This is a genomic window from Streptosporangium oxazolinicum, assembly GCF_039537505.1.
Taxonomy (GTDB): domain Bacteria; phylum Actinomycetota; class Actinomycetes; order Streptosporangiales; family Streptosporangiaceae; genus Streptosporangium; species Streptosporangium oxazolinicum.
Genome location: NZ_BAABAQ010000004.1, coordinates 442116 through 458645, shown reverse-complemented (window position 1 = coordinate 458645; position 16530 = coordinate 442116). Strand labels below are relative to the sequence as shown.

Genomic DNA, 16530 nt, shown 5'->3' with positions numbered 1-16530 from the left:
ACGGCCCCCGCCGCGGACACTCCGCGGCGGGGGCCGTCCGGCTTCGCGGCTCCATCGGCCGGGCGGATGCGGGCCCCTCAGCGGAGCTCGCGCTTGAGGATCTTCCCGGTCGCGGTCATCGGCAGGGTGTCGCGGAACTCGACGATCCTCGGATACTTGTACGCCGCCATGTTCTCCCTGCCCCAGGCGATGAGCTCCTCCTCGGTGACCGTCGCGCCGGGGGTGCGGATGACGTACGCCTTGACCTCCTCACCGTGCGAGTCGTGGGCGACACCGACCACCGCCGCGAGGGAGACCTCGGGATGGGTGATCAGGACCTCTTCGAGCTCGCGCGGGTAGACGTTGAAGCCACCCCGGATGATCATGTCCTTGACCCGGTCGATGATGGAGTAGTAGCCGTCGGCGTCGCGGGTGGCGATGTCACCGGTGCGGAACCAGCCGTCCCTCATGACCTCGGCGGTCGCCTCGGGCCGGTTGTGGTAGCCCTTCATCACGTTGTGGCCGCGGATCGCGATCTCGCCGGGCCCCTCGCCCTCGATCGTCTTCCAGTCGCCGTCGATCAGCCTCATCTCCACCCCCCAGATCGGCGTGCCGATCGTGCCGGGCTTGGTGGGCCTGCCCAGCTGGTTGAAGCTGGCCACCGGGGAGGTCTCCGACAGGCCGTAGCCCTCCAGGATGCCGATCCCGAAGGTCCTCTCGAAGTCCTTGAGCACCTCGACGGGGGAGGAGGCGCCGCCGGCGACCGCGACCCTGAGCGAGGTGGGCACCTCGTCGCCGTCGGCGTGGATCTTCGTCAGCATGGCCCAGTACATGGTCGGCACGCCCGCGAACAGCGTGACGTTCTCGGTGCGCATCAGTTCCAGGGCCGGGCCCGGCTCGAAGCGCGGCACGAGCACGATGGTCCCCCGGCGCCGGAACCCGGCGTTCATCACGACGGTCTGCCCGAAGGAGTGGAACAGCGGCAGCACCGCCAGGTAGGCGTCACCGCCCTCGGTGCGGGGGAACATCTCGTCGGAGACCATGGCGTTGACCAGCATGTTCTGGTGGCTGAGCTCGGCGCCCTTGGGCTGGCCGGTGGTACCGCTGGTGTACAGGATCACCGCGGTGTCGTCGGGCGCGGTCTGCACCGTCTCGAACTCGCCGGACACGCCGTCCAGCGCCGCCCACAGCGTCTCCCCGTACTCGGACTCGGTGGCGAACGCGGTGGCGGGCAGGACGAGGAAGTGCTCCGCCGAGGAGTTCTCGAAGCCCGCCCTGCCCCGCTCGCCCAGCGGCAGCTCGGGGGTGCCCTCGAAGCAGAACAGCGCCTTGGCCTGGGAGTCCTCCAGGTGGTAGGCGATCTCCCTGGACTGCAGCAGCACGTTGAGCGGCACGACCGTGGCACCGGTCTTGAGGATCCCGTAGTAGACGAAGGGGAAGTAGGGCAGGTTGGGGCAGGCCAGCGCCACCTTGTCGCCCTTACCGATCCCCCGGGAGACCAGGAGGTTGGCAACCTGGTTCGCGACGGTGTTGACCAGGGAGTACGGCAGCCGCAGGTCACCGAAGACCAGTGCGGTGCGGTCGGGGGCCTCCCGGGCGCTGTCCTCCAGCGCGATCGACAGGTTGAGCATCGTGCGTCCTCCTCCGAGCAAGCTCTGACCCGCTCATACTGACAGTCCGGGATACCGACCGGTAGGTAACACGGTGACAAATTGACGGGCAAACCGCGGGGGAGTAAGCAGATAGGAGCGCGCTTACGGGGAGGCGAGCTGGCCGTCTGTGCGATGAAAGGTCAGTGAGCGTGGAGTACGACTACGTCATCGTGGGCGCGGGGTCGGCGGGGTGTGTGCTGGCCAACCGTCTTTCCGCCGATCCCGGCACGAGGGTCGCCCTCATCGAGGCGGGCGGCTCCGACCGGGGGCTTGAGGTCCGGATGCCCGCGGGCTTCTCCAGGCTGTTCAAGACCGAGCGCGACTGGGACTTCACCACCGTCAGGCAGCCCGAGCTGTCCGGCAGGGAGCTGTACTGGCCGCGTGGCCGGATGCTCGGCGGATCCTCCTCGATGAACGCCCAGATGTGGGTGCGCGGGCACCGCGCCGACTACGACGGATGGAACATACCGGGCTGGTCCTACGAGGACGTCCTTCCGTACTTCCGCAGGACCGAGCGCCGCGCGGGCTCCAACCGCGGCGAGGTGTACGGCACGAAGGGCCCGATCCACATCTCGGAGCTGCGCTCCCCGAACCCCGCCACCGCGCTGTTCCTGCGGGCCTGTGAGGAGCTGGGCATCGCCCGCCTGGACGAGCTCAACGGCCCCTCCAACGAGGGCTGCTCGCCGACCCCCGTCACCCAGCGCAGGGGCCGCCGCTGGAGCTCCGCGGACGCCTACCTCGCCCCCGCGGCCAAGCGGCCCAACCTCACCGTGCTGACCTCCTCGCGCGTGCGCCGGGTGCTCGTCGAGGACGGTCGCGCGACCGGGGTGGAGTACGGCGACGACGGCGGCGGCGCGGCGGTGGTACGGGCGCGCGGGGAGGTCATCCTGTCGGCCGGGACGATCGGCTCGCCACACCTGCTGATGCTGTCGGGCGTCGGCCCGGCCGACGAGCTGCTGGCCGCCGGTGTCGAGCCGGTCCACGAGCTGCCCGGCGTCGGCGCCAACCTCCAGGACCACCTCGCCTCGGGCATTTTCCTGCACTGTCTCAAGCCGATCACCCTCGCCGGCGCCGAGTCGGCGGGCAACCTGCTGCGCTTCCTGGCCGGGGGCCGGGGGATGCTCACCTCCAACGTCGGTGAGGCCGTGGCGTTCATCCGTACCTCGGAGGAGGAGCCCGCCCCCGACATCGAGCTGATCTTCGCTCCCGGGTCCTTCGTCGGCCACGGCCTCACCCCGCCGCCCGGCCACGGCCTGACCATCGCCTCGATCCTGCTACGGCCGGAGAGCCGAGGACGCATCTCGCTGGACGGCCGGGACATCGTGATCGACCCCGGCTACCTGACGGCGGAGGCCGACGTCCGGCGGATGGTCACCGGGCTGCGGAAGGCCGGGGAGCTGTTCGCCACCGAGGCGCTCCGACCGCTCGCGGGCCCCCCGATGGACCCGTACTGGGGCCCGAGGACCGACGAGGAGCTCGTCCGCTGGATCCGCGAGCGCAGCGAGACCCTCTACCACCCGGTCGGCACCTGCCGGATGGGCGAGGATCCCGGGTCGGTGGTGGATCCCGCCCTGAGGGTCCGGGGGATCGCCGGGTTGCGGGTGGCCGACGCCTCGGTCATGCCGGTCATCACCCGGGGACACACCCACGCGCCCACCGTCATGATCGCCGAAAGGGCCGCCGATCTCATCGCGGCCGAGTCGTTGAGCCGTTGAGGTGAGGCGCGGAGGCGTGGAGGCGCGGGCCGCCGGGGTACCTTCCGGATACCGGCCACCCGGAGGGACCAGCTTGGCCAGGCTCCAGCCTTCCTTTCGCCGGGTTCCAGGGTGGAGCATGTTCTGCAGGCCGGGCGCTTCCCGCATCTGGAGTGCTCCGGGGAAAGTCGACGACCTCGTTCCGGGCTGGTTGGGCTGAGGGTCCTGTGGCAGGATCCACAAAACAGAACGCGGTTCTAGTGGAGGCTGGCATGACGGTTTCACTCGCGGACATCGATCTGTCGGACATCTCCTTCTGGGAGCGGCCGATGGCCGAGCGGGAGGCCGCCTTCGCGGTGCTCCGCGCGCAGCCGGGGCCCGTCCTGTTCACCGAGCCCGAGATCCCGTTCGCCCCGCCGGGGACCGGCTACTACGCCCTGGTGCGGCACGCGGACATCATCGAGGCCAGCCGCCACCCCGACGTCTTCTCCTCGGGCCGGGGGGCGACGTCCATCCAGGACCTCGGCCCCGAATTCGGCGAGTACTTCGGCTCGATGATCAATATGGACGATCCCCGGCACGCGAGGCTGCGCAGGATCGTCTCCCGGGCGTTCACGCCAAAAATGATCAAGCAGTTCGAGGTCGACGTCGAGGCCGCCGCCGTGCGGATCGTGGACGAGCTGATCGCGAAGGGGCCCGGCTGCGACTTCGTGACCGAGGTGGCCGCCAAGCTGCCCCTGAAGATCATCTGCGACATGATGGGCATCGGTCCCGAGCACTACCAGGCGGTCTTCGACGCCACGAGCGTCATCCTGTCGGGCGGCGACCCCGAGTTCATCGCCGACGTCAGCCGCGCGGCCGAGCTGCTCCTCGGCGCGGGACAGGGGCTCCAGGACCTCGTCGTCTCCCTGGCCGCCGAGGGCGGAGACAACCTCACCACCGCCCTGACCAGCGCCAACATCGACGGTGAGAAGCTGACGATGCAGGAGCTCGGCTCGTTCTTCATCCTGCTGGTGGTGGCGGGCAACGAGACCACCCGCAACGCGATCTCGCACGGCCTGCACCTGTTCAGCGAGAACCCCGGCCAGCGGGCACTGCTGCTCGAAGACCTCGACGGGCGCCTGCCCGGTGCCGTCGAGGAGGTCGTCCGCCTCGCCTCGCCCGTCGCCTGGATGCGCCGCAGCCTCACCCGCGACCACGAGATGAACGGCCACCGCTACCGCGAGGGCGAGAAGGTCCTGCTGTACTACTGGGCCGCAAACCGCGACGAGAGCGTCTTCACCGACCCGCACCGCTTCGACATCCGGCGCACCGAGGGGCCGCACGTCGGCTTCGGCGGCCCGGGTCCGCACTTCTGCCTCGGCGCCCACCTGGCCCGCCGCGAGATCACCGTGATGTTCCGCGAGCTGTTCACCCGCCTGCCGGACATCCGTTCGGTGGGTGAGCCCGACCGCCTGCGTTCCAGCTTCATCAACGGCATCAAGCGCGTGAGGTGCACCTTCTAGCCTTCCGGGAGCTTCCCGGGTCTCCCGACGGGCGGGACGCTCACCGATCCAGCGCGCGGATCGACTTGAAGACGGTGTTGATGTCGGGGAGCAGCTCCTTCTTGCTGTCCGGCACCGACATGTAGACGATCGCGGGCAGGTCGGCGCCGGTGCTCACGGCCGCCACGACCATGGTCGTCTTCGAGTCGCCAGAGGTGATCTCGTACGCGGCGAGCTGGCCCGGCAGGCCGTTCACCGACAGGGTCTGCTGAGCGGTCTTACGGGCGGTGTTGTCCTCGGGGAAGAACCTGTTGCGCCCGCTGGAGGCCACCGCGTTGATCACCGGGGCGAGGTTCTCCGGCGAGGTGTACTTGGCCCTCAAACGCTGCGAGAGCGGGCCTGACATCAGCTGCGCGAACTGGGCCTTGCCGGTGGAGTCCGTACCCGCCGGGAGATACTGGCGGGTCGTGAAGCCGTAGGTGGCGGGCATGGTGGGACGCTGATCCTGCCGCCAGGGGGCGCCGAGCTGGGTCAGGGTGATCCCCGCCTGCTGGTCGGTGAGCGTACCGGCCACCGGCGACGCCTCACCGGCGAAACGCGGCAGGCGGCCGATGGCGGCGGGCTTGGCCGGCTTCTTGGTCGTCGCCGCCGAGGGCTTGGGGTCGGAGGGGATCTCCTCGTCGGCGGAGGCCAGCGGCCCGGCCAGGAACGCCCAGAGCACCGCGCCGAGCAGCGCGACGACCACGGACCCGGCCAGCGCGAAGATCCAGATCGGCCGGCCCCGCTCCCCGAGCTCGTCCTCGTCCTCGATGGCCTGGTAGTTGTCGCCGAAGACCGTGTTCCACAGCTCCTGCTGGCGCTCCGGCGGAGGCGTCTTCGGGCCGCTGATCTGGCCCGCGGTGACGAACGGCTTGTTCGGGTCGGACGGGTCGCGGCTCAGGTGATGTCCGGGCTGGCCGGGGTGCCCCGGCTGACCCGGTTGTCCCGGATGCCCTGACTGACCCGGGTGCCCTGGCTGTCCTGGGTGACTCGGATGTCCGGACTGCCCTGGCTGTCCCGGCTGGCCGGGGTGGCTCGCCTGGCCCGGCTGGGGCTGTCCCGGCTGGGGGCCGGGTCCGGGGTGAACGGGGGCCTGGGGGGAGGGCGCGTTGGGAGCCGCCGCGTTCGCCGCGGCCAGGGCCCACATGGCGGGGTTGTCCGGCACGCCGTAGCTGCGCCGCGCGTTCCCGTTGCCCGCGCCGCCGCCGTCCGGGGCGCCGTTCGCGCCGCCGTCAGGTGGGGCGCCGAAGGGGGGACCACCGGGCAGGGGGCCCTGAGCGGTGCCGGGGGAGGCGCCGCCGAAGGGAGCGGCCGGGGCGTCGTCGCCTGCCCAGGAGGGGGTGAACGCCGAGGTCTGCGCCTCGGCGGGCTCCGCCCCCGGGGAGGCCGGAGGCCACGCGCCACCGCCCGCCGGGGGCGTGGGCGGCCAGGGGGCGTTCTCCGCCCGCGCCGGTGACCATCCGTTGTGCTCCGCGGGGGGCCGGCCGGAGGCGTCGTTCCCCGCCACACCGGAACCCTGCCGGTGCGCGTTCCCCTGCGGGCTGGACGCCTGGGCCCAGCCGTTGTTCTGCGGGCTGGTGGCCTGTGCCCAGCTGTCGGCCTGCGGGCTCTGCGCGCGGCCGTCGTTCTGGGGCGGGGTGCTCTGGGGCCAGGCGTCGTTGGGCGGGGTGGTGGCTTGGGCCCAGCCGTTGCCGCCGGGGGAGTCCGCGGGGGGAACGGGGGGGTGCTGACCGTTGCCGTCCCGCGACGGGGTGGACTGCGGCCACCCGTTGCCCGGAGAGGACGGGGTGCGGCCGTCGCCGTCGGCCTGCGGGCCCGACGCCTGCGCCCAGCCGTCCTGGGAGGCGGCGGGCTGCGGCCATCCGTTGCCGGGAGAGGTCTGGTGCCGGTTGTCGGCGCCCTGCGGGCCCGACGCCTGAGCCCAGCCGTCGCCCTGGGAGTTCGATGCCTGGGCCCAGCCGTTGTTCTGCGGGCCGGATGCCTGAGCCCAGCCATCGCCCTGGGAGTTCGACGCCTGAGACCAGCCGTCGCCCTGCGAGCCTGACGCCTGTGCCCAGCCGTCGGCCTGCGGGCTCTGCGTACGGCTGTCGTTCTGGGGCGGGGTGCTCTGGGGCCAGGCGTCGTTGGGTGGAGTGGTGGCCTGGGCCCAGCCGTTGCCGCCGGGGGAGTCCGCCGGGGGAGCGTGCTGCTGGTCACCGTCCTGGGAGGGCTGCGGCCATCCGTTGCCGGGGGAGGTCTGGTGCCGGTTGTCGGCGCCCTGCGGGCCCGACGCCTGAGCCCAGCCGTCCCCCTGGGAGTTCGACGCCTGGGCCCAGCCGTTGTTCTGCGGGCCGGATGCCTGGGACCAGCCGTCACCCTGGGAGCTCGACGCCTGGGACCAGCTGTCCCCCTGGGAGGAGTTCGACGCCTGCGCCCAGCTGTCGTTGCGCGGGCTGAAAGCCTCCGACCAGCTGGTGTTGCTGTGGGAGGCCGGCGTCTGGGGCCGGCCGTCGCCCTGCGAGCCTGACGCCTGTGCCCAGCCGTCGGCCTGCGGGCTCTGCGTACGACCGTCGTTCTGGGGCGGGGTGCTCTGGGGCCAGCCGCCGCCGGGGGAGTCCGCCTGGGGGGCGGAGGCGCGCTGCCCTCCGCCGGGTGAGGCGGGTGAGGTCTGCCAGGAGGAGCCGTTGCCGCCCCGCTGCTCGTCCTGCGGGAGGGGAAGCCGGGGACCGGTGCCGAGCGGGTCGTTCGTCCACGGGGCCGATGGCTCGGCAGCCTCCGGCCATGCCGAAGGCAGGTGGGACTGGCTGGACTGCTCCGAGGCCATGCTTTCCTTACCTCCCGCGCGGGTGCCCGAATTAGGCGCATTGGGCATGGTCTCACGTGAGGCGGGGGGGCTCGCAGGGAAACTGGAGAACGCCCCCCTGAACTGGAGTCCGGTGGGATCGGTCGGTGGATCCTGCATGGGCAGGCCGACCTCCATCGGATCCGGGCCCTGCCCCGGCTCTGCTGAATGTGCCACGGTTAGAAGAGTAAACGCGAGAGACATACGAGGTCACAACAGGCGTATAGCCATCGGGTCTCGTTGTCCCGGCGATCGCGGGAAGCTCCATTCTGCTGACCTGGCCGGACCCTGTCCCCCGTTCGCCGCGATCGGCCCTGTTTCCTCCGGCCATGAATACGCCTTGCGGGCTGCGATAGTCTTGCCCTATGCGTGCCGCGACCCTGCTTATCGGGCCGCATCGGCTTTCCCGTCCCTGAGCGACCTGCCGATGCGGCTGCCCTCCGCGTGAGCGGGGGGTTTTTGTATTGGGCCGGACGGGTCGGACCATCCACGCAGGCATACCCCGAGGAAGATCGACGTGAGCGAGCGAGCCGACATGCAGAGCGACGAGCAGCACTATGACCCGCAGGCCCTGCAGGTCAAGTGGCAGCGCAGGTGGGAGGAACTGGACCCCTTCCGGGCCTCCGACGACCCCGCCGACCCGCGCGAGCGGCGCTACATGCTCGACATGTTCTCCTACCCCTCGGGCGACCTGCACATGGGGCACGCCGAGGTCTTCGCCCTGGGCGACGTCATCTCCCGCTACTGGGTCCAGCGCGGCTACAACGTGCTGCACCCCGTCGGCTGGGACTCCTTCGGTCTGCCCGCCGAGAACGCCGCGATCAAGCACAACGCGCACCCGGCGGAGTGGACCTACGCCAACATCGAGACCCAGGCCACCTCCTACCGGCGCTACGCGATCTCCTTCGACTGGTCCCGCCGCCTGCACACCAGCGACACCTCGTACTACAAGTGGACCCAGTGGCTGTTCAACCGCTTCTTCGAGCGCGGCCTGGCCTACCGCAAGGGCGGCCTGGTCAACTGGTGCCCGAACGACCAGACCGTGCTGGCCAACGAGCAGGTCAAGGACGGCAGGTGTGAGCGCTGCGGCGCCGAGGTCGTCCGCCGCGAGCTGACCCAGTGGTATTTCAAGATCACTGATTACGCCGACCGGCTGCTGGACGACATGTCCCTGCTGGAGGGCGGCTGGTCCGAGCGCGTGCTGACGATGCAGCGCAACTGGATCGGCCGGTCCGAGGGCGCCGACGTCGACTTCGTGATCGAGGGCCGTGACGAGCCGGTCACCGTCTACACCACCCGTCCCGACACCCTGTACGGCGCGACCTTCTTCGTGGTCGCCCCGGACGCGCCGCTGGCCGAGGAGATCGTCACCGACGACCGGCGCGAGGCGTTCGAGGCCTACCGGGTCGAGGTGTCCAAGCTGTCCGACATCGACCGGCTGTCCACCGAGAAGGAGAAGACCGGCGTCTTCCTGGGCCGGTACGCGATCAACCCGGTCAACGGCGAGCGCATGCCGGTCTGGGCGGCCGACTACGTGCTGTCCGACTACGGCCACGGCGCCATCATGGCCGTGCCCGCGCACGACCAGCGCGACCTGGACTTCGCCCGCGCCTTCGACCTGCCGGTACGGGTGGTCGTGCACACCGGCCTGGCCGACCCCGGCGAGACCGGCGTCGCCACCGCCGGTGACGGCGCGATGGTCAACTCCGGTCCGCTGGACGGCCTGACCAAGGCCGACGCGATCCGGAAGATCATCGAGGTGCTGAGTGAGCGGGGCACCGGCCGCTTCACGGTCAACTTCCGGCTGCGCGACTGGCTGCTGTCCCGCCAGCGCTTCTGGGGCTGCCCGATCCCGATCATCCACTGCGCCGACTGCGGCGAGGTCCCCGTCCCCGACGACCAGCTGCCCGTCACCCTGCCCGACATGCGCGGCGAGGCCCTGGCGCCCAAGGGCGTCTCCCCGCTGGCCTCGGCCGAGGACTGGGTCAACGTCTCCTGTCCCAAGTGCGGCGGCCCGGCCAGGCGCGACACCGACACGATGGACACCTTCGTCGACTCCTCGTGGTACTTCCTGCGTTACGTCGACCCGGCCTACGACGAGGGCCCGTTCGACGTCGAGCGCGTGCGCAGGTGGGGGCCGATCGACCAGTACATCGGCGGCGTCGAGCACGCCGTGCTGCACCTGCTGTACGCCAGGTTCTTCACCAAGGTCCTGCACGACATGGGGATGGTCGACTTCGTCGAGCCCTTCACCCGCCTGCTGAACCAGGGGCAGGTCATCAACCACGGCAAGGCGATGTCCAAGTCGCTGGGCAACGGCGTCGACCTGGGGCAGCAGATCGACGCCCACGGTGTCGACGCGGTCAGGCTGACCGTCGTCTTCGCCGGGCCGCCGGAGGACGACATCGACTGGGCCGACGTCTCCCCGGCGGCCTCGCAGAAGTTCCTGGCCCGCGCGTTCCGCGTCATGGCGGAGGCCGGTGCGGCCTCCGCGCCCGGTGTGGACGTCACCGCGGGAGACCTGAACCTGCGCAAGGTCGTCCACCACACCATCGACGAGGTCACCAAGCTGATCGACTCCCACCGCTTCAACGTCGCGGTGGCCCGGATGATGGAGCTGACGAGCGCGGCCCGCAAGGCCATCGACTCCGGGCCCGGCGCCGCCGACCCGGCGGTCAGGGAGGCCGCCGAGACCCTGGCGGTGATGCTGTCCCTGGTCGCGCCGTACGCGGCGGAGGAGGGCTGGGAGCGGCTGGGACACGCCGCCTCGGTCGCCACCGCGGGCTGGCCGGTGGCCGACCCGGCGCTGCTGGTCCAGGAGTCGGTGACCTGCGTCGTCCAGGTCGCGGGCAAGGTGCGCGACCGGCTGGAGGTCTCCCCGGAGATCTCCGAGGCGGACCTGGAGTCGCTGGCCCTGGCGTCGGAGAAGGTGCGGTCCTTCCTGTCGGGCGCGCCGCGCAAGGTGATCGTCCGCGTGCCCAAGCTGGTCAACATCGTCCCGTAGGCGGCCGGGGAGGCCGTCTCGCGCGGGTCTCGGGGTCGCTGCGGGAACCTCGCTCCCGTGCCCCCGGCGCGGGGACTTCCCGGCACATCCCGTCACGTGAAAACGCCGGGTGGGTGGTGTCCCGACCTCGGGACACCACCCACCCGGCGTGTCGCGCCTCCTCCGGCGTGTCGCGCGGAGGCTGGAGGCGCGTGATTCGAAGCCCGTGCCCGAACGGTGTGGTTCGGTGGTTCGGAGTCCACGTCCCAGAGCCCGTGGAAGGTGGTTCCGAGCCTGCGCGGGACGCTCGCGTCAGAGCTTGCGGAGGACCGCGACGACCTTGCCGAGCACGGTGGCCTCGTCACCGGGGATCGGGTCGTAGTTGGGGTTGTGCGGGACCAGCCAGACATGGCCGTCTCTGCGCTTGAAGGTCTTGACCGTGGCCTCGCCGTCGATCATCGCCGCGACCACGTCGCCGTTGTCGGCGACCGGCTGCTGGCGTACGACCACCCAGTCGCCGTTGGCGATGGCGGCTTCGATCATCGAGTCACCGGTCACCTGGAGGAGGAAGAGCGTGCCCTCGCCGACAAGCTGCTTGGGCAGGGCGAAGACGTCCTCGATGCTCTCCTCGGCGAGGATGGGGCCACCGGCGGCGATCCGGCCGACGAGAGGCACATAGGCGGCGGTCGGACGGCTGACCGGAGCCTCGTCCTCACCGGAGTCGGGATCCACCCACAACACGGGCTCGCCGGGAAGGCGGACCTCCAGGGCGCGGGGGCGGTGCGGATCACGCCGCAGGTAGCCCTTGCGCTGCAAAGCCGTCAACTGGTGCGACACGCTGGAGGTGCTGGTGAGCTTCACCGCCTCGCCGATCTCCCGCATGGACGGCGGGTAACCGCGCTGCTGCACGGAATCGCGGATCACCTCAAGGATCTTCCGCTGCCTGGGGGTGAGGCCAAGGGAGTCACGCCTTCGCACCGCCAGGTCGCTGGCGGCCGAACCGTTCTCGTTGTGCTGGCTCATACGAACTCCTCGCCTCCCGGTCTGTATTTAACACGTCGCACACAGCGACCATACCTCGGCCGAAGATCATACTCAAACAATTGTTCGAATGTCCTCGAAATCGGCGACGCCGTGGTGTACAACATCGTACGGGAGTTCGATCGACATCGTGTTCGATTCACCGATCTTTCTTCGACATGTGTTCGGCCAGGTCGAAGGGATGGGGGGCACCGTGAAACCGACCGCGACGACACCACGATCCAGGGTCACGCCGAGGTCCCGGGCGGCGCAGCGATCACCGGGGGCGCCGCGCCTGCGGCTCGTGCCGCCCCCGAGACCGGAGCCGGGGTCCGAGCCGGGTCTCGCGCCGGAGTCCGCGCTGAGACCGGAGTCCGCGCTGAGACCGGAGTCCGTACGAAGGTCCGAGGCCGGGCTGAGGCGGGAGTCCGGCCGCGAGTCCGTGAAGAAGTCCGGGCGCGAGCCGGGGCAGGCGTCGCGACGGCCCGGACGCGAGCCGGGGCGAGGGTCCGGCCGTGAGGCGGGGCAGTCGTCCGGGCGCGACCGGAGGCGACGGGCCGGTCGTGAGCCGGAGTGGGGGACCGGGCGGCGGGCCGGGCGCGAGTCCGGGCCGGGACGGGCGCCGGGATCGGCGGCGGCGCCCACGGTGGGCGCCCGCCGTCCGGGTGCGGCTCACCGTCCGGGTGCCACTCGCCGTCCCGGTGCCGCTCGCCGTCCGGGTGTCTCCCGCCGTCCGCGGGCCTCCCGGCGGCCGCTTCGGCTCACCCGGCGTGGCAGGATCGTGGCGGTGACGGTGCTCGTGCTGTTCACCCTGGCGGTGCTCTGGATCGGCGGGCGCGTCGACCTGGCCTCGGCGGGCGAGCGGGCGGGTCTTGAGGGCCTGCCGCGGATCACGGTGCACGCGGGCGACACGCTGTGGGAGATCGCGGACGCGTTGACGGAGGAGGCGGACACCGGCCCGGCGGTCCGTCGCATCATGGACCTCAACGGGCTCTCCGGCCCCGAGGTCCGGCCGGGGGATCGGCTCTATCTCCCCGAGGGCCTCGTCCCCCTGAGGTGACCCGGTCGGTGGCGCGACTGAAGGGCCTCGCCTGACAGGTCTCCGGACGATCGTGAGGGAAGAGGCGCCGGGGACGTGAGAGGTCCCTCCTGACGGGTCGCCTGGGGTGATTGTGAGGGAAGGGACGCCCGGGGCGAGAGGGGCCTCCTTCGGGCGGCGACACGCCGGGACGTGACGGCTGATCAGCGACTTCGTGCGACAAGGTCGTTTCAACTTGCGTTCATGGTCGAGCACTTCTACGGTTGGACCACAACATCTAGTGGCTGCATCGCAACCCTTCACCACAGATTGTGTTTCCATTACCGCACCTCGACTATTCGAAGGTGTGTGCGCGGGCGTCTCGGCGTGCGTGTCATGGGCGGGTGAGGTGGGGTGGCCGCTTCGGTAGGTCAAGGAGGCGACACGCGTGCATTGTCCGTTCTGTCGTCATATGGACACGCGAGTCATCGACAGCCGGGCCACCGAGGACGGTGGGGCCATCCGCCGCAGGCGCACGTGCTCGGAGTGCGGGCGCAGGTTCACCACGCAGGAGACCGTCCTGCTCATGGTGAGCAAGCGCAGCGGTGTGACGGAGCCGTTCTTCAGGGACAAGGTGATCGCCGGGGTCCGGCGGGCGTGCCAGGGGCGGTCCGTCGGTGAAGACTCCCTGGCGCAGCTGGGCCAGCGGGTCGAGGAGAGCATCCGGGCCACCGGGTGCGCCGAGATCGCGGCCCACGAGGTCGGGCTCGCCATCCTGGGCCCGCTCCGCGAGCTGGACGAGGTGGCGTACCTGCGCTTCGCCTCCGTCTATCGGGGCTTCGAGACCCTGGCCGACTTCGAGGCGGAGATCGAGAAGCTCCGCGCGGAGCGCTCCACCGAGCGGGACTGATGCAGGCCCCGGGCGCCGGGGGTGAGGCGGCGCGTTGGTGTGGTCCGATTCGAGGGCTCTGCGGAGCTCCAGAAGGGGGAAGTCATGACGGAGACTGTCGGCGCGGTGACACGTGGGAGCAAGAGGCCACGTAGGGGCCTGAAGATGAAGCGCGTCTTCACCACGCCAGGTGTGCACCCCTATGACGAGCTGGTCTGGGAGCGCCGTGACGTCGTCATGACCAACTGGCGCGACGGCTCGGTCAACTTCGAGCAGCGCGGTGTCGAGTTCCCCCGCTCGTGGTCGGTCAACGCCGCCAACATCGTGACCACCAAGTACTTCCGCGGCGCGGTCGGCACCCCGCAGCGCGAGTGGAGCCTCAGGCAGCTGGTCGACCGGGTGGTGGGCGTCTACACGCGCACGGCGGTCGAGCACGGTTACTTCGCCACCGACGAGGACGCCGAGATCTTCGACCACGAGCTCAAGCACGCCCTGGTCAACCAGGTCTTCAGCTTCAACTCGCCCGTCTGGTTCAACGTCGGCACCGCGTCGCCGCAGCAGGTCAGCGCCTGCTTCATCCTGGCCGTCGACGACCAGATGGAGTCGATCCTCGACTGGTACAAGGAAGAGGGTGTGATCTTCAAGGGGGGCTCCGGCTCCGGCGTCAACCTCTCCAGGATCCGTTCCTCCAAGGAGCTGCTCTCCAGCGGCGGCACCGCCAGCGGCCCGGTCTCCTTCATGCGCGGCGCCGACGCCTCCGCGGGCACCATCAAGTCCGGGGGCGCCACCCGCCGCGCCGCCAAGATGGTCGTCCTCGACGTCGATCACCCCGACATCGAGGAGTTCGTCGAGACCAAGGCGCGCGAGGAGGACAAGATCCGCGCCCTCCGCGACGCCGGGTTCGACATGGACCTGGGCGGCAAGGACATCGTCTCCGTCCAGTACCAGAACGCCAACAACTCCGTGCGCGTCTCCGACGAGTTCATGCGCGCGGTGGAGAACGGCGAGGAGTTCGGCCTGCGCGCCCGCCTCACCGGCGAGGTCATCGAGAAGATCGACGCCAGGGAGCTGTTCCGCAAGATGGGCAAGGCCGCGTGGGAGTGCGCCGACCCCGGTGTCCAGTACGACGACACGATCAACGACTGGCACACCAGCCCGGAGACGGGCCGCATCACCGCCAGCAACCCCTGCTCGGAGTACCTGCACCTGGACAACTCCTCGTGCAACCTGGCGAGCATCAACCTGCTGAAGTTCCTGAAGGACGACGACACCTTCGACATCGCGAACTTCGTGAAGATCACCGAGCTGGTCATCACCGCGATGGACGTCTCCATCACCTTCGCCGACTTCCCGACCGAGAAGATCGACCAGACCACCCGCGCCTACCGCCAGCTGGGCATCGGCTACGCCAACCTCGGCGCGCTGCTCATGGCCACCGGCCACGCCTACGACTCCGACGGCGGCCGGGCGGTCGCCGGGGCCATCACCTCGCTGATGACCGGCGTCTCCTACCGCCGCAGCGCCGAGCTCGCCGCGGTCGTGGGCCCGTACGACGGCTACGCCCGCAACGCCGACGCGCACAAGCGGGTCATGCGCAAGCACAACGACGCGAACGAGGCCCTGCGCACGTTTGACGAGATCGACGGGGCCATCCACCGCGAGGCCTCCCGGCAGTGGAACGAGTGCCTGCGGCTCGGTGACAAGAACGGCTACCGCAACGCCCAGGCCTCGCTCCTCGCCCCGACCGGCACCATCGGCCTGATGATGGACTGCGACACCACCGGCATCGAGCCCGACCTCGCCCTGGTCAAGTTCAAGAAGCTCGTCGGCGGCGGTTCCATGCAGATCGTCAACCAGACGATTCCCCGCGCGCTGCGGCGGCTCGGCTACCAGGAGGAGCAGGTCGAGGCGATCGTCGAGTTCATCGCCGAGCACGGCCACGTCGTCGACGCCCCCGGCCTGCGGCGCGAGCACTACGAGGTGTTCGACTGCGCGATGGGCGAGCGCGCGATCGCTCCCATGGGTCACGTCCGCATGATGGCCGCGGCCCAGCCGTTCCTGTCCGGGGCCATCTCCAAGACGGTCAACCTTCCCGAGTCCGCGACGATCGAGGACATCGAGCAGGTCTACATGGAGGGCTGGAAGCTCGGCCTGAAGGCCCTGGCCGTCTACCGCGACAACTGCAAGGTCGGCCAGCCCCTCTCGGCCTCGGGCAAGAAGACCGAGGAGAAGGAGGCCCCCGCCGAGCCGGCGATCCAGGTCGTGGAGATCAGCCGCCCGACCCGGCGCCGGATGCCGAACCAGCGCCCCAGCACCACCACCCGCTTCACCGTGGGCGGCGCCAAGGGCTACATGACCGCCTCCTCCTACCCCGACGACGGCCTCGGCGAGGTCTTCCTGAAGATGTCCAAGCAGGGCTCGACCCTCGCGGGCGTCATGGACGCGTTCTCGGTGGCCATCTCCATCGGCCTGCAGTACGGGGTGCCGCTGGAGACGTACGTCGGCAAGTTCGTCAACATGCGCTTCGACCCGGCCGGTATGACCGACGACCCGGACGTCCGCATCGCCGCCTCGGTGATGGACTACATCTTCCGCCGCCTCGCCCTGGACCACCTGCCCTACGACGACCGCGCCGCCCTCGGGATCTTCTCCGCCTCCGAGCGCGCCGCCCAGCAGCGCGGTGAGGACCCGGCCCCGATCCACACCGCCGACGAGGTCATCGCCGAACTCGCCACCTCGGCTCCCATCGAGGAGCCGCAGCCCCGCCCCGAGGCGGCACCCGTGGAGGCTCCGCGGCGGGGCGGCTCCCTGGAGTCCCACCAGGGCCGCACCGCCGACGCGCCGCTCTGCATGACCTGCGGCACCAAGATGCGCCCCGCCGGTAGCTGCTACGTCTGCGAGGGCTGCGGCTCCACCAGCGGCTGCAGCTGATCCCCGAAGTCGACGTCTCG

The 16530-nt window shown here is 70.4% G+C and carries 9 protein-coding genes; 6 read left to right on the top strand and 3 right to left on the bottom strand.

All coding sequences use genetic code 11. The features are described from left to right. Positions 1–77 precede the first annotated feature (77 nt). Positions 78–1610, bottom strand: coding sequence for a long-chain-fatty-acid--CoA ligase (locus tag ABD817_RS14930; RefSeq protein ID WP_344918484.1), 1533 nt, complete (start codon positions 1608–1610; stop codon positions 78–80). A 170-nt stretch (positions 1611–1780) separates the two neighbouring features. Between ABD817_RS14930 and ABD817_RS14925 the strand changes: the two genes are divergently transcribed. Further along, complete coding sequence (locus ABD817_RS14925) at positions 1781–3346, top strand: GMC family oxidoreductase (RefSeq protein ID WP_344918483.1); 1566 nt, start codon at positions 1781–1783, stop codon at positions 3344–3346. A gap of 251 nt (positions 3347–3597) precedes the next feature. Next, positions 3598–4830: a cytochrome P450 gene (locus ABD817_RS14920; protein ID WP_344918482.1), complete on the top strand. Its 1233-nt coding sequence runs from the start codon at positions 3598–3600 to the stop codon at positions 4828–4830. Positions 4831–4870: 40 nt separating this feature from the next. Here ABD817_RS14920 and ABD817_RS14915 read toward each other — a convergent pair whose 3' ends face one another. Continuing rightward, complete coding sequence (locus ABD817_RS14915; protein WP_344918481.1) at positions 4871–7651, bottom strand: collagen-like protein; 2781 nt, start codon at positions 7649–7651, stop codon at positions 4871–4873. A gap of 553 nt (positions 7652–8204) precedes the next feature. On the opposite strand from ABD817_RS14915, the gene leuS reads away from it, so the two are divergent. Beyond that, positions 8205–10673 (top strand): leucine--tRNA ligase, encoded by a 2469-nt coding sequence (leuS, locus tag ABD817_RS14910; RefSeq protein WP_344918601.1) that lies wholly within the window; start codon positions 8205–8207, stop codon positions 10671–10673. Between the two features lie 291 nt (positions 10674–10964). Here leuS and lexA read toward each other — a convergent pair whose 3' ends face one another. After that, positions 10965–11675, bottom strand: a complete 711-nt coding sequence (gene lexA / locus ABD817_RS14905) for a transcriptional repressor LexA (protein ID WP_344918480.1) — start codon at positions 11673–11675, stop codon at positions 10965–10967. A gap of 784 nt (positions 11676–12459) precedes the next feature. On the opposite strand from lexA, the gene ABD817_RS14900 reads away from it, so the two are divergent. From ABD817_RS14900 to ABD817_RS14890, 3 genes are all read left to right on the top strand, one after another. Further along, positions 12460–12732 carry a LysM peptidoglycan-binding domain-containing protein gene (locus ABD817_RS14900; protein WP_344918479.1) on the top strand — a complete coding sequence of 91 codons (273 nt, stop codon included), beginning with the start codon at positions 12460–12462 and terminating at the stop codon, positions 12730–12732. A 406-nt stretch (positions 12733–13138) separates the two neighbouring features. Continuing rightward, positions 13139–13600, top strand: a complete 462-nt coding sequence (gene nrdR / locus ABD817_RS14895; protein WP_344918478.1) for a transcriptional regulator NrdR — start codon at positions 13139–13141, stop codon at positions 13598–13600. An 84-nt stretch (positions 13601–13684) separates the two neighbouring features. Continuing rightward, positions 13685–16510, top strand: coding sequence for a vitamin B12-dependent ribonucleotide reductase (locus tag ABD817_RS14890; protein WP_344918477.1), 2826 nt, complete (start codon positions 13685–13687; stop codon positions 16508–16510). Positions 16511–16530 lie beyond the last annotated feature (20 nt).

Excerpts from the sequence above, each read along its gene's own strand:
- ABD817_RS14930 (WP_344918484.1), bottom strand. The coding sequence starts at position 1,610 with ATGCTCAACCTGTCGATCGCGCTGGAGGACAGCGCCCGGGAGGCCCCC.
- ABD817_RS14920 (WP_344918482.1), top strand. The coding sequence starts at position 3,598 with ATGACGGTTTCACTCGCGGACATCGATCTGTCGGACATCTCCTTCTGG.
- ABD817_RS14915 (WP_344918481.1), bottom strand. The coding sequence starts at position 7,651 with ATGGCCTCGGAGCAGTCCAGCCAGTCCCACCTGCCTTCGGCATGGCCG.
- leuS (WP_344918601.1), top strand. The coding sequence starts at position 8,205 with ATGCAGAGCGACGAGCAGCACTATGACCCGCAGGCCCTGCAGGTCAAG.
- lexA (WP_344918480.1), bottom strand. The coding sequence starts at position 11,675 with ATGAGCCAGCACAACGAGAACGGTTCGGCCGCCAGCGACCTGGCGGTG.
- ABD817_RS14890 (WP_344918477.1), top strand. The coding sequence starts at position 13,685 with ATGACGGAGACTGTCGGCGCGGTGACACGTGGGAGCAAGAGGCCACGT.